Source organism: Kitasatospora sp. NPDC098652, from assembly GCF_044760155.1.
Lineage (GTDB): Bacteria > Actinomycetota > Actinomycetes > Streptomycetales > Streptomycetaceae > Kitasatospora.
This window is the reverse complement of record NZ_JBIWAQ010000008.1, coordinates 39,177-59,420: the sequence shown is the minus strand read 5'-3', so window position 1 is coordinate 59,420 and position 20,244 is coordinate 39,177. Positions and strand designations below refer to the sequence as shown.

Annotated in this window: 15 protein-coding genes and 2 pseudogenes; 9 read left to right on the top strand and 8 right to left on the bottom strand. The window is 72.6% G+C overall.

Annotated features, from left to right (window positions below):
- Nucleotides 1–177: 177 nt before the first annotated feature.
- From ACIQWA_RS19240 to ACIQWA_RS19215, 6 genes and pseudogenes are all read right to left on the bottom strand, one after another.
- Complete coding sequence (locus ACIQWA_RS19240) at nucleotides 178–2,991, bottom strand: ricin-type beta-trefoil lectin domain protein (protein ID WP_402483942.1); 2,814 nt, start codon at nucleotides 2,989–2,991, stop codon at nucleotides 178–180.
- Between the two features lie 465 nt (nucleotides 2,992–3,456).
- Nucleotides 3,457–4,449 (bottom strand): phosphotransferase, encoded by a 993-nt coding sequence (locus ACIQWA_RS19235; protein WP_402483941.1) that lies wholly within the window; start codon nucleotides 4,447–4,449, stop codon nucleotides 3,457–3,459.
- A 325-nt stretch (nucleotides 4,450–4,774) separates the two neighbouring features.
- A complete protein-coding gene (locus ACIQWA_RS19230; RefSeq protein WP_402483940.1) occupies nucleotides 4,775–5,494 on the bottom strand; it encodes a hypothetical protein in 720 nt (239 codons plus the stop codon).
- Entirely contained in the window at nucleotides 5,491–6,675 is a 1,185-nt protein-coding gene (locus tag ACIQWA_RS19225) for an NAD(P)/FAD-dependent oxidoreductase (protein WP_402483938.1), read from the bottom strand. Before ACIQWA_RS19225 ends, ACIQWA_RS19230 begins: the two co-directional genes overlap by 4 nt.
- Nucleotides 6,675–8,615: a LodA/GoxA family CTQ-dependent oxidase gene (locus ACIQWA_RS19220; protein ID WP_402483937.1), complete on the bottom strand. Its 1,941-nt coding sequence runs from the start codon at nucleotides 8,613–8,615 to the stop codon at nucleotides 6,675–6,677. The genes ACIQWA_RS19225 and ACIQWA_RS19220 overlap by 1 nt, the downstream gene beginning before the upstream one ends.
- 186 nt (nucleotides 8,616–8,801) lie before the next feature.
- Nucleotides 8,802–9,068: pseudogene (locus tag ACIQWA_RS19215) on the bottom strand (Lrp/AsnC family transcriptional regulator); the annotation flags it as partial.
- Between the two features lie 147 nt (nucleotides 9,069–9,215).
- Here ACIQWA_RS19215 and ACIQWA_RS19210 point away from each other — a divergent pair.
- From ACIQWA_RS19210 to ACIQWA_RS19200, 3 genes and pseudogenes are all read left to right on the top strand, one after another.
- Entirely contained in the window at nucleotides 9,216–9,707 is a 492-nt protein-coding gene (locus ACIQWA_RS19210) for a DUF2975 domain-containing protein (RefSeq protein ID WP_402483935.1), read from the top strand.
- Complete coding sequence (locus ACIQWA_RS19205) at nucleotides 9,707–9,928, top strand: helix-turn-helix domain-containing protein (RefSeq protein ID WP_402483933.1); 222 nt, start codon at nucleotides 9,707–9,709, stop codon at nucleotides 9,926–9,928. Before ACIQWA_RS19210 ends, ACIQWA_RS19205 begins: the two co-directional genes overlap by 1 nt.
- 34 nt (nucleotides 9,929–9,962) lie before the next feature.
- Nucleotides 9,963–10,595: pseudogene (locus ACIQWA_RS19200) on the top strand (nitric oxide synthase oxygenase); the annotation flags it as partial.
- A gap of 259 nt (nucleotides 10,596–10,854) precedes the next feature.
- On the opposite strand, the gene ACIQWA_RS19195 reads toward ACIQWA_RS19200, so the two are convergent.
- A complete protein-coding gene (locus ACIQWA_RS19195; protein ID WP_402483932.1) occupies nucleotides 10,855–12,594 on the bottom strand; it encodes an ABC transporter ATP-binding protein in 1,740 nt (579 codons plus the stop codon).
- Complete coding sequence (locus tag ACIQWA_RS19190) at nucleotides 12,591–14,375, bottom strand: ABC transporter ATP-binding protein (RefSeq protein ID WP_402483930.1); 1,785 nt, start codon at nucleotides 14,373–14,375, stop codon at nucleotides 12,591–12,593. The genes ACIQWA_RS19195 and ACIQWA_RS19190 overlap by 4 nt, the downstream gene beginning before the upstream one ends.
- Before the next feature lie 274 nt (nucleotides 14,376–14,649).
- On the opposite strand from ACIQWA_RS19190, the gene ACIQWA_RS19185 reads away from it, so the two are divergent.
- The 6 genes from ACIQWA_RS19185 (at nucleotide 14,650) to ACIQWA_RS19160 (ending at nucleotide 20,243) form a co-directional block, all read left to right on the top strand.
- Nucleotides 14,650–14,808, top strand: coding sequence for a hypothetical protein (locus ACIQWA_RS19185; protein WP_360240007.1), 159 nt, complete (start codon nucleotides 14,650–14,652; stop codon nucleotides 14,806–14,808).
- Between the two features lie 116 nt (nucleotides 14,809–14,924).
- A complete protein-coding gene (locus ACIQWA_RS19180; RefSeq protein ID WP_360240004.1) occupies nucleotides 14,925–15,734 on the top strand; it encodes a hypothetical protein in 810 nt (269 codons plus the stop codon).
- A 52-nt stretch (nucleotides 15,735–15,786) separates the two neighbouring features.
- A complete protein-coding gene (locus tag ACIQWA_RS19175) occupies nucleotides 15,787–16,581 on the top strand; it encodes a hypothetical protein (RefSeq protein WP_402483928.1) in 795 nt (264 codons plus the stop codon).
- On the top strand, nucleotides 16,578–17,708 hold the full coding sequence (locus ACIQWA_RS19170; protein WP_402483926.1) for an insulinase family protein: 1,131 nt from the start codon (nucleotides 16,578–16,580) through the stop codon (nucleotides 17,706–17,708). Before ACIQWA_RS19175 ends, ACIQWA_RS19170 begins: the two co-directional genes overlap by 4 nt.
- The gene (locus tag ACIQWA_RS19165; RefSeq protein WP_402483924.1) at nucleotides 17,699–18,901 is read left to right on the top strand and encodes a hypothetical protein; all 1,203 of its coding nucleotides are present in this window, start codon (nucleotides 17,699–17,701) and stop codon (nucleotides 18,899–18,901) included. Before ACIQWA_RS19170 ends, ACIQWA_RS19165 begins: the two co-directional genes overlap by 10 nt.
- A 121-nt stretch (nucleotides 18,902–19,022) precedes the next feature.
- Complete coding sequence (locus ACIQWA_RS19160) at nucleotides 19,023–20,243, top strand: cytochrome P450 (RefSeq protein WP_402483922.1); 1,221 nt, start codon at nucleotides 19,023–19,025, stop codon at nucleotides 20,241–20,243.
- Nucleotide 20,244: the final 1 nt, after the last annotated feature.

Below are 20,244 nucleotides of genomic sequence, written 5' to 3'. Positions count from 1 at the left end.
CTTCGGGCGATGCGGTCGGTCCGGCGGCGCCTGGGGTCGGTGGCGGTCTTGGCGAGGACGGCCTGGTTGGGTCCGGGGCGTCGAGGGCGGATGAGTGCGGCATCGACGACCACGCGTGCCCGGGGGCCGACCACCGTCATTGGTCGGCTCCCCGGGCGTCGCTGCGTCAGGTCCGCGTCAGGGCAGGCGCCAGATCTGGTTGGCGGCGGCGGAGCAGTCCCACAGGATCAGCCCGGTGCCGGCGGGGCCGGCGCCCGAGTCGTCCAGGCACTTGTTGCTCTGCGGGTTCTTGAGGGTGCCGTCGGCCTGGGGCTGCCAGACCTGGTTTCCGGCGCCGCTCACGCAGCCGTACAGCTGGATGGGGGTGGTGTTGCCGGGGTTGTTGCCGGGGGCGGTCATGCATTTGCCGAGGGTGCGCAGGGTGCCGTCGGTGCCGACGGTCCACTGCTGGTTGGCGGCGGTGCCGCTGCAGGCCCAGACGACGATCGGGTTGCCGTCGGCGGTGCCGGCTCCGGAGTCGTCGACGCACAGGCCGTTGATGCCGGTGATCTGGCCGGTGCCGGTGGTCCTGTCCAGGCCGATCTGGACGGTGCCCAGGTGGCTGGCCGCTGTCGCCGGTGTGCCGGAGAGCCGGCTGAACGTCATGCCGGAGACCGGGGCCGACACCTGTTGGACCAGGTAGGACTTGCCGGCCGTGGTCGGGATGGTGAACTGTCCGGCCCTGGTGGGGCGGACGATGACGGTCGACCGGTCGGTGCCGTCGACGACCGACACGCTCCGGCCGGGCCAGGGGTTGCGGATGTTGATGGTGCCGGTGGAGCCGGCCTGGATGCCGACGGTGCCGATGACGCCGCCGTGGACCTGGACGGAGACGGTGCTGCCGCCGTGGATGTACTGGGTGCCGTCGGCGTCCCAGCCCTGGGGCAGGGCCGGGGCGATCCGCAGCAGGCCGTCGTAGTCCTGGACCAGCGACTCGTTGATCGCGAGCGCGACGTTGGCGGCCTGCTCGAGGTAGGGCTCGGTGCCGCCGGACTGGCCCCACAGGTTGGCCAGGCCGGTGGGATAGGTCTGGTACTTCTGGGTCAGGGCGGTCAGGTCGGCGGCGACCCGCGTGCCGAGGCCGAGGCGGGCGGCGTGGACGGCGTCGAAGCTCCAGTCGTTCTGCTGGACGTTGACCCGGCTGTTGTAGGTGCGCTGCGCCAGGGACAGCAACGGCGAGTTGTCGCCGATCAGGTTGTAGGGCCAGACGGCTTCGAGGTCGTCGTTCTCGGTGTTGTGGACCGGCGCGGTGGGCTGCGAGGACTGGCCGAGCACGTCGGTGCCGGAGGCGTCGGCGGCGGCGGTGAGGTTCTGCCGGTGGGTCGCGGCGTCGGTGCGCGGGTAGTCGGGGATCTGCGGGATCGCGGCGCGCAGTTGGGAGATCAGCGAGGCGTCGGTGTTCAGGATCTCGGCGGCGGAGATCGTGGCGGGGAAGAGGACCTTCATCGCGTCGATCATGTTGACCGGGTCCTGCACGTTCCACTGGTTCTCGTGGACGTTGGCCACCGCGTGCCGCTTGCCGTCGGAGCCGACCGTGGTGAAGGCCAGCAGGAACTGGGCGGACTGCTGCAGGAGCGGGTAGTTCGCCGCCAGGAAGGCCTTGTCACCGGTGGTCAGGTACTGCTGCCAGACCCAGAGTCCGACTTCGGCGCCGGTGGAGACCGTGGCACCGTTCCAGGTGGTCAGCGACTGGTCGCAGGAGGCGTCGCCGAACGGGTCGCCGTCGTTCTGGAAGCCGTTGCCGTTGAAGCGCATGGTCTCCGGCACGCAGATCCCGGGCCGGTTGCCCATGTGGGTCCTGGTCCAGGCCTGGATGTTGGCCAGGTTGGAGGTGTAGAGGTTGTAGAGGCCGGTGTTGAGCTCGAAGGCGCCGGCGCCGAGGTTGGCGGCCACCTGTCCGCGGATGTTCCAGAACCAGTAGCCGGCCGGGTACCAGTTCTGGGTGTCCTGGGAGAAGTTGAAGAGGTCGGCGACTCCGGCCTGGGAGCCGGGCAGCGGCCCGCGGGACTCCTCGGCGGTGTAGAAGTAGTACAGGGTGCGCAGCTTCTCCAGGTAGGCGGCGGTGCCGTCCGCCGAGGAGAGCTTCACCAGGCCGAGCTTGCCCCAGTAGTCGTGCCACCAGGCCAGGTGCGGTGCCTGCAGGGCGTCGGAGCTCGCGGTCGCGTCCGAACCCAGCAGCGAGGCGGCGGTGGCGGCGGCGTTGCCGCCGGTCCAGCTCGGGCTGCCGACCAGGATCCGGAAGCTGCCGTCGGCGTTGGGGGTGAGGTTCACCTGCACGGTCTGTGCGTCGGCGACCGTGGCGGTGACGTTGCGCCCGCCGGCGGTGAGTGCGGCCAGCGAGCCGAAGGTCCGGCCGGAGCCGGTGGTGGTGTTGCTGTCGACCCAGGTCTCGGCGAGCGTCGCGACGCCGCCGGAGGCCGCCGCGGCCGGGGTGCGCCCGGACCACAGGTTGACGGTGGCCGACTGGGCGGTGTTCGGGTCGGCGCCGGTCACGTCCACGACCAGCTCGTCCTTGTCGGCGCGGACGTAGATCGTCGCGCTCATCCCGTCGCCGGACTCGCGCAGCACACCGTCGTACGGGTCGACGGTGGCGGTGAAGTCGGCGGCGTTCGTGATCCGCGACAGGCCGGGGATCTGCAGCCGGCCGGGGGACTTGCGGCCCGGCAGGGTGTCGGCGCGGTTGAGCTGGGCGGTGAAGCCGTTGGCGGCCCAGACCGCGGTGCCGAGGGTGCCGTTGCCCAGCGGCATCGACTGGGTCGCCGCGGTGTTCGGGCTGCCCAGGACGATGTTCGCCTCGCGGACGAGGCTCGCGGTGTCGACGGAGAACGCGCCGCCGGACCAGGCGGTGGTCGTGGTCGAGGAGGAGGCGGTTGCCGTGGTGGGTGACCAGGCGGCGGCGGTGGTACCAAGGGCCAGGGCGACTATCGCCCTGACCACCGGTGCACTTCGCATGGTGCGGCCCTTCGGTGGGGGTGGGTGGGGGAGCCATCAGTGGTCGTGCACAGACCGGAGTCCCGTCGTCCCGTTCTCGCGGTGGCTGCCGGTCAGTGATCGGATGTCCTGTGGGTCACGAGGACCATACGAGCCTGACATCTGACTGACAAGAGGGAGCCCCGGGTCATTCCCCACCGTGACGTCAGGTTTCCGCTCCCCATCACGGGTGGCGCGTGATACCCGGTCTGAGCCGCGTAATTGATGACTCGTCGGAGGGTGCGCGATCCGATGTGGCCGACAGCCGTCGGAGGACTTCTGGTGGCGGTGCGACTGGGGCTCGCATGGCCGGGTTTCACAGATTCATCCGATGTATTCGGCCAGTGAAGAGCCCAGGTCGCAGACCTATGACGGGGGTCAAGCCATGAAGCTACTGCGGATCGGACCGGCAGGAGAAGAGGTTCCGGCAGTCCTCGGAGAGCGGGGCTACACCGACGGCAGGAGCGCCAGCGCCTCTTTCGCGTTGTACTCGGCGATCTCCTGCATGAACGCCCGGTCGGGGAAGTCCCCATCGAGGAGGCGCAGCGGACCGGCCACCAGCGACAGGCGCATCGCGAGCATGTAGAGGTCGAGCCGCCGCGGATCGAGACCGGGCCGGGCCAGTGCGGCGTACCGCTCTCCGAAGCGGATCCGGAGGAACACGTGCTCCCACTCGACGTCGAAGTACATCAGCCCCTCGATGTCGATCAGGACGGGGCGCCCGTCGGCATCAACCAGGACGTGGTCGGGTCCGAGTTCTCCGTGGATCAGCCCGTAGGCGGTGCGAGGACTCACCCGATCGGCCAGCTCCCGCAGACGGTCGCGCAGTGCGGCATCGGCCGCCGCGATGCGACCGTCGCGCCCCGCCGCCTCCTCAAGGTCCCGCAGGGCACGGTCGAGGACCCGTCGCTCGCACGAGACCTCGGACACGGATCCGCCCCGCTCCAGCAGATCCACCCTGCCGTAGCGCTCGCCCTGGTGCCGGTGCATCACCTCGAGCATCCCGGCGAGGTCGCCCAGGGTTGCCGCAGCGCGCGTCGGATCGGTTTCGAAGAGTGCTTCGAGCGTACCGCCGGAGACGTCCTCGACCACGGCGACGTCCGCCGGATAGTGGCGCCGGCTGTCATCCGCCAGGAGTATCTGCGGAACCCGTGCCCCGAGGCTGTCCAAGCTCCGCTGCGCGGCCAGGAACGGGACCAGTCCGGAGGCGGGCGCGAACGGGTCAGCCGGATCGGCCTCTCGCGCGCCTGGCCAGAAGTTCTCGGCATCGGCCCAGCTGTAGACGATCACACTCGCCGTACGGGTTCCGTCAAGGCGGACCCGGTACACCCCTTTCTTGCTCCCCCCGCGCAACCGGTCCACCGCGACGACGCGGCATCCCGATCCGAGCGCGTCACGCACAAGCCCCGACAGGTCTTCGATCTCCGCGAATTGCCGCATCCGCGGAACCTACTGGAGGCGGCGCCGCGCGTGCCACGGGATATCTCCCTCAGCCCCGACTGCCGACGAACGAACGACGCACGTCCCAGCTGCCGCCAACCGCACCGAGGCAATGACGCCTGCCCTCGACGCACAACTTGCACGGACGGTCTCCGGAGCCCGGAAGTCCACGCCGGCGTTGGGGAGGCGCTGGTCCCGGTCCGCCGGATCGGGTGGTGGTGCCCGATCCGGCGGCCGGCAGTTCCACTGGGGAGTCAGCCGGTCAGGAGCGGGCGAGCACGTCGAGGAACCGGGACAGCGGATCGATGTGCACGGCCCTGCCTCGTCAGGCGTTGAGCGTGGTGATGTTCCACCAGCGTTCGTCACCGAGGTCGAGTGTGATCGGCGTGGGGGCCGCCTTGCCGCGGTGGAGCATGGCCGGGTAGCTGCCGTCGGGCAGCGGCCTGGTGGTCCACGGCCGGCCGTCGTGCCCGTTGTCGGGCACCGAGGGGATGGTGATCTCGACGGCGTTCGCCAGATCGTCGGCCGTGACGCCGTCGGGCACCTGCCGGAGGGTGAAGATCTGCTCGAAGTGGGGGCGCTGGACCAGGCGGTGGGCGATGTGAGCCTCTTTGCCCCGGCCGTAGAGCAGGTAGGTGAGGTGCGCGGGGAAGGGCTCCTCACTGAACCGGCGGAAGTTCAGCACCCGCTTGACCCGTGCGGTGAAGCCGCCCGAGATGGGCTCCCAGATCCGGTCCTCGCCGTTGCCGGTCTGGGTGACCCGGTCGAGCCGGGCCGGGTACTCGGTGACCGAGCCGTCGCCGATCGGGGGCAGCACCATGTCCTCGGTGTTGCGCACCGCGTGCCAGCTGGCCGGGCGGTCCGCCTGGTCCTTGAGGTAGATGTCGACGATGTCGGTGGGCAGGTCGTACTCGACCACGACCTGGTAGCGGTGCTCGGCCATGCCGAACATGGCCAGGTGGTAGCCGAAGACCGTGTCCCGGCCGGACAGGATGAAGGAGTGGACCGAAGGGTCCTCGTGATCGTGGTCGTGACGGGTGGTCATGCGAGCTCCTTCTGGACGCTGTGCTGTGGTGCGGAGGGATGCGGTAGGGACGTGTGCCGGCGCTGCCAGAAGACCCGGTCGCTCCAGCGGCCTTCCAGGCTGTACACCGCGTGGTGGTTGCGCCGGTAGGCGGTGAGGATCGCGGCGACCTGGGCGCGGTAGGCCTCCAGCGCCCGGTCGTCGCCGTCGAGGTGGGCGGCCAGGGCCGAGGCTCCGGTCATGCCGGTGTGCAGGGCGGTGAGGATGCCCTGGGAGGAGATCGGATCGAAGGCGGCGGCGGCGTCACCGACGGCGATCCAGCCGTCGCCGGTGGGAGTGTCGAGGTGCGAGGAGTGGGCGGGGGCCCGCCGAGGAGTCGCGTCGGTGGGCAGCGGGTGGGCGCCGGCCCGGACCGCGACGTGCCGGGTCTGCCGCAGCAGCCGGGCGAAGTCCGAGCGGGTGCGCGGTGCGGGCGGGGCGAGGTCGGCGTCGGTGAAGTAGGCCGCCAGGCGGCGGCCGGTGGGCAGCAGCGCGGTGTACCACCAGCCGTCCTGGGCGGATTCGACCAGCGAGCAGGTCTCGCCCGCTCGGCCCGTGGGGTCGGGTGCCAGGTCGAGGCAGGTGGCGACCAGCCCGTCCATGCGGTGAGCGGCGGCGCGGCCGACGGAGGCCACCGCCCGCCGGCGGCCGCTGGCGTCCACCAGCCAGGTGCACCGGACCATCCGCTGCTCGCTTGGTCCGCGCAGTGCGACCGCCCAACTTCCGTCTGCGGAACGGGACCTCGGGCGCGCCGTGGTGCGCTCCGCCACTTCGGCGCCGGCCGAGCCGGCCGCTTCGCGCAGGCACCGGTCGAATCGGGCCCGGTCCAGGTGCCAGCCGGGACCGTTCGGGTCGTTGATGAAGTCCGTGCGACGCAGGGCGGTCGATCCCCAGGCGGAGAGGTTGGCGTAGCAGGTCAGGTGGCCGGCCAGGACGGGCCGTTGACCGGCGCCCAGGTCGCCGAGCAGGACCTTGGCCACCGACGGCAGGGCCTCGCCCAGCCTGGGCGGGCCGTTCCCGGCGTCCGTGAGCAGGACGGTCCGGCCCGCGCGCGCCAGGGTCAGGGCGGCGGCGGCGCCCGCCGGGCCGCCGCCGGCGACCACCACGTCGTAGTGGTCGCCCGCGGCGGTGCGCCGACCGGTCATCAGGCGTCGACCGGTCATCAGGCGTTGTCGCGGAAGGGCGCGACCTTGTCGATGAAGCCGGCCGTCACCTCTTCGGCGGTGTAACCGCTGACCGAGATCGCCTGGTTGACCGCCACCGACGCGAGGGCCGGGTCTGCGGCCTGGGGCACGTGCAGCGTCACCAGGTTCTGGGTGAGCGGAACGCCTTCGAGGTCGATGGAGGGCCTGGACTCCACCTGGATCCGGTCGGGGAAGTCCTTGGCGCCCTCGCGCACTTCGACGATGCCGAGCCGGTACCAGTCGTCGATCATCTGGTTGAGCTGCTCGGTGTTCTGCCCGCGCAGCCCACGCAGCCACACGGCCCGCCGCTCGAACGCCTCGGTGCGTTCGGCCAGCGGCCGGGTCTCGTCCACGACCACCTGGTAGTCGTCCTCGGTGAGGACGTGGTTGGGGACCCGGGCCGGCCAGAACGTCGGCAGGTACGGGTCGTGGCGCGGACCGAGGGACAGCTCGTAGCCGGAACGGCAGCTGGCGGTGTCGCTCTGCCACGGGACGGCCATCCACCGGGAGAGGTCACCCGGCGCCTGGGCGTACAGCGGTCCGTTCACCGACAGCGCGGTCTCGGGAGTGAGGACCGTGCCGTACGAGGGCTCGGGCTGGTCGGCCGGGCGGTGGCGGATCCGGAACGGCGCCATGTACATCGAGGGGTGCCGGATCGGCCAGGTGACCTCGCAGCCGGGGTGGAAGGCGTCGGCGAGGCAGAAGTCCAGTGCGGCTCGGTCGAGCGCGGCCGGCTGCTCGGCGAGGCGCACCTCGGCAAGTGTCCGGGGCGGCGGGGTGGCCCCGAGGGTGCCCCAGTCGTCCTCGAAGTCACCGTCGGCCCAGTACTGGAACATCCGGTACTGGGTCGGGGAGAACGCCATGTGGTGCAGCGGCGAGCGCGGCGGGATGGCCATCGCATCCCCGTACAGCCAGGGCCAGGGGACGGGCGAGGCGTCGTCGCGCCCGAAGTCGCGCAGCGCGTTGAACACCTGCCGGCGCAGCGCGCGCCGGGTGGGGGCGTTGCTGCTGAGCCGGGCCAGCATCTGCGGGGTGGTGAACTGGCCGAGACCGTCGTGCCCGTAGTACCCGGCGAAGCCGTGGTTGACCCACTGATGATCGGTGAAGCGCTGGAGCACCGGTGCGATGTGGCGGGTGAAGGAGACCCTGTCCGGGAACGGCAGTGATCCGGCGCAGACGAACACGTCGTACAGCAGGTCGTAGAGGGTGCGGATGCCCTTCAGCGCGGGGGCGTAGTTGGGCGGGGCGACCAGGACCCAGGCGGGGTCGACCGGCAGAACGCGGCCGCCGACGGTGACGGTCGCCGTGACCGGGCCGTCGCCGATGTCGTCGTGCCAGCCGTCGTTGTTGGCGTAGGTGGTGATCGGCTTGCCGTTGTAGGAGGCTGACTGGCCGAAGCCGCCGAGCACCAGCAGGTGCCCGTCCTCGTCGGTGCGCAGTTCCCCGAGATAGACCTCCTTCCCCATGAACTTGCCCTCGCGGAAGTGGAAGTCGGGGCCTGAGAGGTTTCTCCCGCTGATGCCGATCGGGCCCGGGTCGATGATCAGGTCTTTTCGGAGGTCGCCGGTGATCTCCTTGTTGCGCAGCTCGGACGCTTTGGCGCTCGCCGCGTCGGGAATGTCGAGAGCGAGCTGGAACTGGTACCAGGCGGCCTTCTTGTTCGCCAGGTGCGCGCTCCAGCGGATGTCGGCGTTGTCCGCCGTCAGCTCGGTCACCACCTCGCCCAGGGCGTTGTACCCGTAGACCCGAAAGCGCGCCGCCTCGCGTTTGATCGCGCCGGCGGAGTCCTTGTAGAAGCCCGGGTCCTGCGGCGCGGGGTCGGGTACCTCGGGTGCGATGTAGTACTCATCGAGTGAGTTTCCGACTCTGGCGATTCCGATGGCAGGGTGGATCGCAGCACGGACGATCTCGTCGGTCATCTGGCTCGGTGCCTCCAATTCCGGGGATGCGGCTACGAGCTGACAGTTCGTTTGCAGAACACTATGGGGGGAGGATCTGCTCCGATTGGAGGGACACGCATGACCACTCGGGAGGGTGAGGCGGGAATCCTGTGCCGTCCGGAAACCGGTCGCTGCCGGTCAGGCCGCGTATGCGTACTCGTCGATGATCACGGCGTAGGGCGGGTGGTCGCCGGAGATCTGCGCCAGCCGCTGGACGTGGGGAAGGTCACGCAGCCGCTCCAGGACCGCCAGCGGGGTCTCGCCGGCGGTGTCCAGGAAGACGTGGACCGGCATCGCGGTGGAGTGCAGGCCCCAGTCCGCCTGCCCGACCACGCGCACCGTGCGGGCCTTGTGCAGCCGGTCGTAGCGGCGTTTGAGGGTGCCCGCGTCGGCGGACAGGATCGCGCCGATGTCGTCCCAGGTGGCCCGGGGGCCCGGGGACGCAGAAGACCATCGAGGTGCAGAGCCTGCTCAGCACATTCATCTGGACCCGCGGTGCGGGCGGTGCGGTGGAGAGAGACTTGCCCGCCCTATCGAGATTCGATAGATTCCCATCGCAACTCGATGGAAGGATGGGTCTTGGGGAAGCTGACAGTGCGCGCGCTGCGCGCCGTGCTCGCGGTGGTGCTCACCGGCAGCGTGCTCGTACAGGGCTTGATGGTGTGGGCGCTGGTCAGCGGGAAGGACCCGGAGGGCAGCACGCTCCCGCTGACCGCGCTGCGCGTGATCACGATCCTGGGCATCGGCGCCGTCCAGGTCGCCATGGGCTGCGTCTGGCGGCTGGTGACGATGGTGCGACGCGGAACCGTGTTCTCCCACGCCGCCTTCCGCTACGTGGACGGCATCATCGGCGCCGTCGTCGCGGCCGCGCTCGCCTGGTTCGCGGTCACCGCCGTGAACGCGCCCGGCCAGCGCGACGACCCGGGCGTCACCGGCATCATGGCCGGGATCGGCCTGGCCATCCTGGGCGTCGCGCTCATCGTGCTGGTGCTGCGCACCCTGCTCGCCCAGGCCGTCGCCCGCGACGGCGAGGCGACCCGGATGCGGGCCGAGCTGGACGAGGTGATCTGATGCCGATCGCCGTCGACATCGACGTGATGCTGGCCCGGCGGAAGATGTCGGTGGGCGAACTCGCCGACCGGGTGGGGATCACTCCCGCCAACCTCGCGGTGCTCAAGAACGGCCGCGCCAAGGCGGTGCGCTTCACGACGCTCGCCGCGCTGTGCGAGGTGCTGGACTGCCAACCCGGCGACCTGCTGCGCTGGGAGGCCGAGGACGCCGCGGGCGCATGAACCGCGGCTGCCGACAGGTCATCGCCGACCCCGCTTGTTCGAAGCCCTGGTGGAGCACCTGCGGTTGGCCTGGAACGGTGGCAAGGTGCGGCTGCTGCTGAGCGTGTTCGCCCCGAGCCGGCCCGATCGACCCGGCCCGCGGGTCTGGAACGGCCAGCTCATCCGCTACGCCGGTTACCTGCAGCACGACGGGTCCGTCGTCGGTGACCCCCAGTCGGTGCGGCTCACCGAGGCCGTTCTGCGGCTCGGCTGGCGTGGCCGGGGCACCCCGTACGACGTGCTGCCCCTGGTTGTCCAGTGGCCGGGACGTGAACCGCGGTGGTTCGAGCTGCCGCCGGATGCGGTCCCCGAGGTTCGGATCAGTCACTTCGACCACCCGTGGTTCGAACGGCTGGGCTTGCGTTGGCACGCCTTTCCCACCATCTCCGACCAGGTGCTGGAACTGGGCGGGCTCCGCTATCCGCTCGCGCCGTTCAGCGCCTGGTACACCTGCACTGAGATCGGTGCCCGCAACCTCTCGGACATCAACCGGTACGACCAACTTCCCAAGGTTGCACGGGGGATGGGCCTGGACACCGGGCGGGACCGCACCCTGTGGCGGGACCGGGCGCTGCTGGAACTCACCGCGGCGGTCCTGCACTCCTACGACCAGGCCGGAGTCCACAGCGTCTTCCACGGCGCGACCTACCTGGGCGCAGCCGAACGCACCGACGCGTACGACTTCCTGCGCGCCCCGGACAAGGCCGACGGGGACCAAATTGGCGGCCCCCTGGGTTCGAACATGGGACACGCTGCTGCGCCTGGCGGGAAAGCCGTCTGGTCCATCACAGGGAGCACCTGTTCCGTCAGAGCTGCTTGCCAGCCGGGGCCTTTCCACACCACCGCGCGACCTCGCCGACGACCAGGAGAGCGGCGGGCCGGACCGGTCACGGCGACGGGTGGGCGAGGTGGAGACGGGCGTAGGCGCCGTCGGCGGCGAGGAGTTCCTCATGGGTGCCCTGTTCCGCGATGCTCCCGTTCCGCAGGACGAGGATGGTGTCGGCGTCACGGACGGAGCCGAGGCGGTGGGCGATCACGAAGGTGGTCCGCCCGCTCCGCAGTGCCGTCAGGGCCTCGCGGACGAGTTCCTCGGTCCGGGCGTCCAGTGCGCTGGTGGCCTCGTCCAGCACGAGGACGGCCGGGTCGGCGAGGAAGGCGCGGGCGATGGTGATCAGCTGCCGTTCACCGGCGCTGAGGCCCGGCTCCCCGTCGTCCCCGCCGATCACCGTCCGGTAGCCGAGGGGCAGGGTGCGCACGAAGTGGTCGGCTCGGGCGGTACGGGCCGCCGCCTCCACCTGGGCCGGGCTGGCGCCGGGGCGACCGTAGGCGATGTTCTCCTCGATCGTGCCGTGGAACAGCCACGGGTCCTGGAGCACCAGGCCGACCCGGGAGCGCAGGTCTGCGCGGGTCATCGCCGCGGTGTCCACGCCGTCCAGGAGGATGCGGCCCGCGCTCGGCTCGTGGAAGCGCAGCAGCAGGTCCGCCAGGGTGCTCTTCCCGGCGCCGGTGGGGCCGACCACGGCCACCGTCCGCCCGGGCCGCACCTCCAGCGACAGCTCCTCGATCAGCGGGCGGTCCGGGGCGTAGGAGAAGCAGACCCGCTCGAACGCGACGGCGCCGCGCGACGCGGCGGGCCGTTCGGGCCGGGGCGGGTCGGGCGGCTGCTCCTCGGTGTCGAGGAGGTCGACGATCCGCGTCCCGGCCGCGATTCCGGCCTGGACCAGGGCGGTGAGCCCCGCGAGCTGGGCCATCGGCTGGTTGAACTGGCGGACGTACTGGACGAACGCCTGCACCTCGCCGACGGTCATGCTCCCGGAGGCGATCCTCAGGCCGCCGACCACGGCGACCAGGACGTAGCCGAGGCCGCCGAGGAACACCGTCACCGGTTCGACGGAACCGGCGAGCAGCTGGGCACCGGCGGCGGCGTCGCGCAGATCGGCGTTGTGGCGGTCGAAGTCCCGGGTGGCGGACTGTCCCCGGCCGAAGGCCCGGAGTTCGGCGTGGCCGGTGTACATCTCCTCGACGTGGGCGGTGAGAGCCCCGGCCGCCGTCGCCTGGGCGGTGAAGCGCCGCCGCGCCCGTCGGGTGATCGCCCGGGTGGCGAGGGCCGTGACCGGGACGAGGGCGAGGGTGAGCAGGGTCAGTTCGGGGGAGAGCAGGCACGTCATCACGAGGACGCCGGTGATGGTCACCAGCGAGTTGACGGTCTGTCCGACGACCTGGTGCGCGGTCTGGGCGACGGTGTCGAGGTCGTTGGTGGCCCGGCTGAGCACCTCCCCGCGCGGTTGGGCGTCGAGGAAGCCGAACGGGAGCCGGGCGATCTTGGTCTGGAGCCGCTCGCGCAGCCGGGCGACGGCACGTTCGACGGCCAGGACCGCGAGCCGGACGCCGAGCAGGTTGAGCAGCGCGGCGGCGGCGTGAACGGCGAGGACCAGCAGCAGGAGGCGGCCGAGGGCGGTGAAGTCGAAGGGGCCGGGGGTGTCGGCGAGGAGCAGGTCCGTCGCCCTGCCGAGCAGCAGCGGGCCCGACACCGCGAGGGCGGCCCCGGTGGCGCAGACGGCGAGCGCGGCGGCGAGGGTCAGGCGCTCCTCGTGGAAGAGGGCGGCCAGCCTCCGGACGGCGGTCATGCGCCGCCTCCGACGGGCGCGGTGCGGTCGGCGGCGGCGTCGGATGGCGGCGCGTCGCCGTCGACGGACGGTCGACTGCGCGCCAGTGCCCGGTAGGTGGCATTGCCGGCGAGCAGCTGGGCGTGCGTGCCGGTGCCCACCACCCGCCCGGCTTCCAGTACCACGATGCGGTCGGCGTCGCGAACGGCGTCGGCCCGCCGGCCGGTCAGCAGAACGGTGCGGGCCGTGTTCGCCCGTGCCAGCGCGGCCAGCAGGGCGGCGGCGGTGGCCTGGTCCAGAGCGGAGGCCGGGTCGTCCAGGAGCAGGACGGCGGGGTCCGCGACCAGGGCGCGGGCGATCGCCAGCCGCTGGCGCTGCCCGCCGGACAGGTTGGCGCCGCCCTGCCGGACCGGCGCCAGCAGGGCGCCGTCCAGGTCCTCGACGAACGCGCGGGCCTGTGCGGTCTCCAGGGCCCGCCACAGCTCGTCCTCGGTCGCGCCGGGGCGGCCGAGCCGCAGGTTGTCGGCGATCGTGCCGGAGAAGAGCGTGGGCCGTTGGGGCACGACGGAGACGGTCCCGGTGAGGGCGGCCGGGGCGAGGTCGCGGATGTCGACGCCGTCGATCCGGACGGTCCCGGTGGTGGTGTCGTGCAGCCGCAGGACCAGGTTCAGCAGGGTGGACTTGCCGCTTCCGGTGGGGCCGACCACGGCGACCGTCTCGCCGGGCGCGGCGGTGAGGCCGACCCCGGTCAGCACCGGGTCCTCGGCGTCGGGGTGGCGGAAGCCCGCGTCGCGGATCTCCAGGCGTCCGCCGCGCAGGGGCGCGCGCACCGGCTTCCGGGGCTGCGGGACGGAGGCCGCGGTGTCCAGGACTTCGAGGATCCGTTCCGCGCTCACCTCCGCCCTCGGCAGCGCCACGAACAGATAGGCGGTGAGGGCGACGGCGCTCAGCACCTGGGAGAGGTAGCCGAGGAAGGCGATCAGCGCGCCGGCGCTCAGCCCGCCCCCGGTGATCCGGTGGCCTCCGATCCACAGCACGGCCACCCCGGCACAGTTCAGGACCAGGCCCGACAGCGGCGACATCAGGGCCATCAGCCGACCCGTGCGCAGGGACAGGGACAGCAGCTCGCCGTTGTGGACCGCGAAGCGGCGTGCCTCGTCCTCCTCGCGGGAGAAGGAGCGCACCACCCGCTGACCGCCGATCTGCTCGCGCAGCACCCGTGCTGCCTCGTCCAGCGCCGTCCGGCCGCCGCGCAGAAGGGGGCGCATCCGCCGCACCGCGAATGCCGTCGGCACTCCGAGCGCGGGGACGACCAGCACCAGCAGCGCGGTCAGCGCGGGGTCCTGGCCGTACGCGAGGACCACCCCGCACACCAGGGTCAGCGGTGCGGCGACGGTGACCACCAGGACCAGCAGCACCAGGGCCTGGACCTGCTGGACGTCGCCGACGGTCCTGGTGACGAGCGAGGCGGCGCCGAAGCGGGCGACCTCCCGCGGGCCGAGCGACCGCACGTGCCGGAACACCGAGGCCCGCAGGTCGTGCGCGATCGCGGCCGCGACCCTGCTGCCGATCAGCAGGACGCCGCCGGTGCAGGCGATCTGAACGGCGCTCAGCCCGAGCATGGCCCCACCGAGGCGCAGGATCGCGCCGGTGCCGCCGGAGGCGACGCCCTGGTCGACGATCGCGGCGTTCAACCGGGGCAGCGCCACAGCCGCTGCGGTCTGGACGAGCTGGAGCAGCAGCAGGAGTCCGACCGGCCGTAGGTGCGGGCGCACACGGGTGCGCAGGAGCCTGAGCAGCATGACGCACTCCTCATTCGTGGCCGGTATCCGGCGGACGACGGGGGGATCCCCGGAACCGCCGTCCGGACCAGGTGAGTTCCCCCCTCTCTATTCGTTTCAACGGGCACGTACCGCCACCGGGTTCAATACGCCCCGGAGAAGTTGGTCACACACCATGAGACTTGTTTTCGGAGCTGCCCCGAGGACACGATCTAGTCGCGGCCGGGAATCGGAATCGGAATCTCGGCCACACACCGCAGTACGTCATCTCACCCTTCTGAACGGAGAAATGAGCATGGACAAGGATCTGCAGAACGAGAACCTCCGCGTGGACGCCATCGTCGACAGCCTCCGGGCCATCGACGCCACCGTGGACGGCGAGGAGAGCCTCGCCGCGGCGCAGGCGGGCGCCACCTGGCCCGACGGCGGCACCTCGATGCGCACCACCATCTGAGACCGCTCCTGACGCCGTGACCGGGCCGGTTCGTCAGGACCGGCCCGGTCACGGCGGGGTCGTCGCGGCCCCGCCCCGACCGTCGTCCAGCTCCCGGAGTGTCGAAAGCGAGCGCCATGAGTGCCGGAACCAGCGAACGGACCGAAGCCGGCCGACGGCCCGGAACCGGCGCGGCGGGCGGAAGCGCCCCCCTCGACTGCGGTGCCATCCTCCGCCGTTACCGGGACCTGGCCGCGGCCATGGGCGACCGTTACGGAGCCGGATCGCAAGCGGTGGTGTTCGTCCGTTACGAGGAACTGCTCACCGTCCGCTCGATGCTGTTGTCACGGCGTGGCGACCCGGTCCTCGAATCCCGGCTCGACGAATTGCGCACCCTGGTGCAGGAACTCTATACCGCGAGCGCGCCGTCGAATTCCGTGGAAACTCCCTGGAGAACCCTGGTGAGCGAATCGCCGCCCGTGGTGGAATACAGCCGGGCCCATTTCGACAGCCGTTACCGGGCGGTGTCCGGACGGGTCATGGCGGACACCGTGACGGTGACCGGCGCGCGGCAGGCCTTCGAGCGCCTCGCCCCTCGGACCTGCTTCATGTTCGCCGTCACCGACGAGGGCGAACTCCGCGTCTGGAACCGGGCGTTCGAACTGCACGACCTCGCCTTCGGCCGCAACCGCGCCACCGTGGACGGCGTGCCGGTCGCCCACCCGATGCTCGTCCCGGAACGGCTGCGGGTCCGCGCGGCCGGAGAGGTCCTCCTCCTCGGCCGCGACCGGGTGGAGATGGTCGTGGCGAACACCAAGTCCGGGCACTTCCGCCCGCCGCCGCAATCGGCGGCGGTGATGCGCGAGGTGTGCCGCTCGGTGCTCGGCCTCGCCGACCGGGACATCGACGTCTTCACCCTCTTCACCTCGGCCGACACCAACCGATGAGCCGACGGCCTGCACCGCCCGAGGACCCGACGACCGGCAGAGGAGACAGCCAGTGACCGAGGCGACCAGCGGCGCCGCCGCCGTGACTCGCGTGCCGCCCGCCGTCCGGCGGTCCGTCGGCACCGAGTACGAGTTCAAATGGCGCCTGGACCCCGCCGAGGCACGGTCCGCGCCCCTGGACCTCCTGACGGACGGCCTCTTCGACCGCCACCTGACCTCCTGCTCACCGCCGGTGACGGTCACCCAGTCGACCATGTACGCCGACGACGCCGACTTCGGCCTGACCCGCGCCGGGCACTCCCTGGGCTGCGTGGTCAACTCGGGCCGGGCATCCTCGGTCGCCTGGCTGCGCCTGAAGCAGACCGTCCTGTGGGACGGGCGCCGGGACTGCCTGGAGGTCAGCGAGAAGGTCGACCCCGCCCGGGTCGGCGCCCTGCTGAACGACCCCGCCGTACTGCCCGTCGGCCACCTGCGCCGGTACGGCATGGCCCGAGGGCGCCTCGCCCCCGTCGGCGTGCTGACCCAGGTGCGGCACAAGCGCACCGGCGCCTTCCGGGAGATCCCGGCCTGGCTGGCCTACAGCGTCGACCTGGTGGAGTTCCGCTCCCCGCAGGACGGCGTCGCCCCGCTGGGCCGGTACGCGTGCCTGGAAGTGGAGGTCAACGACTCCACACCGGACGTGCTCGCCCTGCTGGACGAACTGGCCGCCGGACTGGACGGGCTCCTCGGCGGCCGCCGGGAACGGCTCACCAAGGGGCAGCTCGCCGCCCTGGCCGCGAACCCGGGCCGCTTGACGGTCCAGGACCTCGCCCCCGGGCCCGGCACGGCCCCGGAGCACCGCTCGTGAGCGCCGCCCCGGACACGGGCCGAGCGGTGATCGTCGACCTGCCGCACGGCCCGGCCGACGACCCGCAGGACCGCGCGGGCCTGGCGGCGCTCGCGGCACGCCACCTGATGGACCCCCGGGCGGGCGGTCCCGGCACCCTGGCCCGCGCGAGGGTCTGGCACACCCGCCACCAACTGGCCCCGCACTGCTCCTCGTTCGCCTTCTGGTCCGGCTTGGACGACGACCTCGCGGAGGTCGGGACGGCATTCGCCCTGGCCGTGCCGCCCGGGGCCGACCGCCTCCGCGAACTCGTCGCCGCCCAGCTGCGCCTGGCGACCGCGTACCGCGACGACCCGTACACCCGGCTGCTGGACCTCCTGGAGGCCACCGCCACGGGCGCCCCCGACCGGCCCGCGCTCGGGACGGAGCAGAGCCTGGCCGCGATCGGACCGCAGGACGTGCGGGCGTACCTCGCCGCCAACTGCGGCGACCGGGCCGTGACCCACCGCAGCGCGGGCGACGACGCGCCCGCGCCCGCGCCGGGGGCCGTGCGACAGCCGCGACCGCGGCACTGGCGCGGCGGCCGGCGCACGGTCCCGCTGCCCGGCGCCGTCGTCCGGGTCGCCCTCGCGCTGCCGGTGGACCCGCCCGCGCCCGGCGCGCTCGAGCTGGCCGTGGAACTCCTCGGCAGCCACGGCCTCGGCGGACGCCTCGCCCGTGCGCTGCGCGGCGAACGCCCGCTGGCCTACGGGCTCGGCGCCTTCCGGCTCGGCGGACCGGACGGCCGGGGCACCGCGGCGCTCGCCGTCCAGGCCCAGGTCGCGCCCGACCACGCGCGCGAGGCGCTGCACCTGCTGCGGGAGACCGTCCACTCGGTGCTCTCCGGACCCGTCCCGGAGGCCGAACGGCGGGACGCCTCCGCACGGCTGCGCACCGCCCTGCTGTCCCAGGTCGACCAGCCGTTCGGCGCCGTGGACGAACGGCGCCGCCGACTGCGCGGCGAGCCCGAACTGACCGCGCTCGCGGCGGCGGTGGGGGAACGGGCCCTCGACGGTCTGCTCCCGTCCGTGGCGCCAGGGCTGACACCGGCGACGGTGGCACTCGGCGCGGTACCGGAGGACTTCCTGGAGAGTGGGACATGGGCATGACCTCGGTGGACCTCGGCGGACTGCGCGTCCGCCTGCTGGAACGGCCGGGAGCACGGACCACCGGCGCGGTCCTGCTGGTGCGCGCCGGCTCGGCCGACGACCGCCCGGCGGCCCTCGGCGCCGCACACCTCGCGGAGCACCTCCGCATCGCCGCCGGGCCGCCGGGGCCGGCTTCGATGCCGCCGGTGCGCGGAGTCACCGACAACACCACCACCCGGTTCAGCGCCGTCAGCCTGCCCGAGGACGCCCCTGCGCTCGCGGCCCGCCTCGCCGGCCTGCTGGGCACCTCCGACCTGGCCGACACCGTCTTCGAGGCCGAGCGGCAGGCCGTCCTGGTGGAACACCGCCAGGCGGCCGCCAACCCCCTGCTCGCCCTCGGTCCCGCCGTCGCCGACGCCGCCCTCCCCGGCCACGGCCTGGCCGCCACCCGGTGGGCCGACGCGGACGCGCTCGCCCGGCTCACCCCGGCTGACACGGCCGCCTTCACGGACCGGCACTACCGGCGGGCCGTGGCGGGCCTCGCCCTGACCGGGCCATCGCTGGACCCGGACCGGATCCTGGCGGCGATCGACGCGGCGGCCCGACCGTCGCCGCCGGCGGCCCAGGGGGCCTACGAGGCCTACGCCGAATCCGACGCGGCCGACGCGGCCGACGCGGCCGACGGACCGTCCGAGGACCGGGGGCGGCGGGGCGGACACCCTCTCGCGCTCTCCCCCGAACTGGACGGACTGGTCCTCCTCTCCCTGACCTGCGACCCCGCCGCCACCGACCACCTCACCGCCCTGCTCGGCCCCGAGGGCACCGCCCAGGCGGCGGCCCTGCGGCACGGCCACCCGGTGCTGGGCCGCACCTCCCTCACCGGTCGCAGCCCGTCCGGGCGGGCCGTGGCCGTCCACGTCCTCTGCTGGAGGGCCGGAGCGGACGCGGACCGGCTCGCCGACAGCCTGGCCGCCGGGGCCCCCGCGTACCGGGCCGCCGCCACCGCCCCTGAGGCCCTGGCCAGGGCCTCGCTGCGCCGTCGACAGGAGGACGCCCACGCGGCGCGGACCCCGCTCGGTGCCGCCGCCGCCCTGCTGGGGGAAGCCCCCGACGGGCCTGCGTCCCCGGCTCCGCCCGTCCGGCAGGCCCCGCCCGTCCCCGAAGGCCTCGCCCTGTGGCGGGTCGACCGCGGGGTCCTGCGCCGCCACGTCTGAGGACCGGCCCGGCCACCGCCACGCCCTGACCCGCCGCCCTGACCCGCCGCCCTGACCCGCCGCCCTGCCCCGCCGCCCTGACCAGCCGACCGGCTCAGCCCAGAAGGAAGGCCCCACCCGCATGTCCACCGGAACCGACCAGCACCCCGTCGTCGACCTGGGCCCCCGGCGCCGCACCCTCGCCACCGACCCGTACGCGGTCCTCGAGGAGCTGCGCGCCCAGGGGCCGGTCCACTGGGTCCGGCTGCCCGACGGCAGCGTGACCTGGCTGATCGTCGGCTACCAGGAGGTGCTGGCCGCCCTCAAGGACCCGACCCTGAGCAAGAACTGGTACCGGGCGACCGGACAGCTCGGTCCGAACGTCATCGGAACCAACATGCTCACCGCTGACCCGCCGGACCACACCCGGCTGCGCCGGCTGGTCTCGCGAGAGTTCTCGGCCCGGCGCATCGAGTCGCTGCGCCCGCACGTCGAGGCCGCCGCCGCCGAGCTGATCGACGGCTTCCAGCACGCCGGATCGGTCGAACTCGTCGAGGACTTCGCCATGCCGCTCTCCCTCGGCGTGATCACCGACCTCCTCGGTGTGCCGTTCCTCGACCGCGAGGCCTTCCGCGCCTGGACCGCCGACATCATCGTCCCGCCCGAGGACCCCGCCCGCGAGGGGCAGGTGCTGGAGGAGATCACCGCCTACCTCGACCAGCTGATCGAGACCAAGCGCCGACAGCCCGGCGAGGACCTGCTGAGCGCGCTGATCCGCACCATGGACGAGGACCACGACCGGCTCGGCCACGAGGAGCTGAGGGCCACCGCCTTCCTCCTCCTGCTCGCCGGTCACGAGACCACCCTCAACCTGATCGCCAACGGCGTGTACGCGCTGCTGAGCCACCCCGCCGAACTCGCGGCCCTGCGCGCGGACTGGTCGCTGATCGACCAGGCCGTGGACGAGGTGCTGCGCTGGGAGGGCTCGTTGACCTTCGCGACCAACCGGTTCACCACCGAGCCCTACCGGGTGGGGGAGACCGTCATCCCCGGCCGGGGCGCCAGAGTCCTGATCGCGCTGGGCTCCGCCAGCCGGGACCCGGAGCAGTTCCCCGATCCGGACCGCTTCGACATCAACCGCCCGCCCCGGGCACACCTCGCCTTCGGCCACGGCATCCACCACTGCCTCGGTACGCCCCTGGCCCGGCTGGAGGGCGCGGTGGCGATCCGAGCCCTGCTGGAGAGGTTCCCCGACCTCTCCCTGGAGATCGAACACCCCACGTGGCGGCCCAGCATGATGGGGCGGGGGATGTCCGTCCTGCCGCTGGCGTTCAGCCCGCTCACCCGGGCCGGGAGCCGCTGAG

Bases quoted from the DNA above. Each gene is read 5' to 3' on its own strand.
- ACIQWA_RS19185 (WP_360240007.1), top strand. From the start codon at position 14,650: ATGGACAAGGATCTGCAGAACGAGAACCTCCGCGTGGACGCCATCGTC.
- ACIQWA_RS19240 (WP_402483942.1), bottom strand. From the start codon at position 2,991: ATGCGAAGTGCACCGGTGGTCAGGGCGATAGTCGCCCTGGCCCTTGGT.
- ACIQWA_RS19190 (WP_402483930.1), bottom strand. From the start codon at position 14,375: ATGCTGCTCAGGCTCCTGCGCACCCGTGTGCGCCCGCACCTACGGCCG.
- ACIQWA_RS19195 (WP_402483932.1), bottom strand. From the start codon at position 12,594: ATGACCGCCGTCCGGAGGCTGGCCGCCCTCTTCCACGAGGAGCGCCTG.
- ACIQWA_RS19225 (WP_402483938.1), bottom strand. From the start codon at position 6,675: ATGACCGGTCGACGCCTGATGACCGGTCGGCGCACCGCCGCGGGCGAC.
- ACIQWA_RS19205 (WP_402483933.1), top strand. From the start codon at position 9,707: ATGCCGATCGCCGTCGACATCGACGTGATGCTGGCCCGGCGGAAGATG.
- ACIQWA_RS19165 (WP_402483924.1), top strand. From the start codon at position 17,699: ATGGGCATGACCTCGGTGGACCTCGGCGGACTGCGCGTCCGCCTGCTG.
- ACIQWA_RS19230 (WP_402483940.1), bottom strand. From the start codon at position 5,494: ATGACCACCCGTCACGACCACGATCACGAGGACCCTTCGGTCCACTCC.
- ACIQWA_RS19235 (WP_402483941.1), bottom strand. From the start codon at position 4,449: ATGCGGCAATTCGCGGAGATCGAAGACCTGTCGGGGCTTGTGCGTGAC.
- ACIQWA_RS19220 (WP_402483937.1), bottom strand. From the start codon at position 8,615: ATGACCGACGAGATCGTCCGTGCTGCGATCCACCCTGCCATCGGAATC.
- ACIQWA_RS19160 (WP_402483922.1), top strand. From the start codon at position 19,023: ATGTCCACCGGAACCGACCAGCACCCCGTCGTCGACCTGGGCCCCCGG.
- ACIQWA_RS19180 (WP_360240004.1), top strand. From the start codon at position 14,925: ATGAGTGCCGGAACCAGCGAACGGACCGAAGCCGGCCGACGGCCCGGA.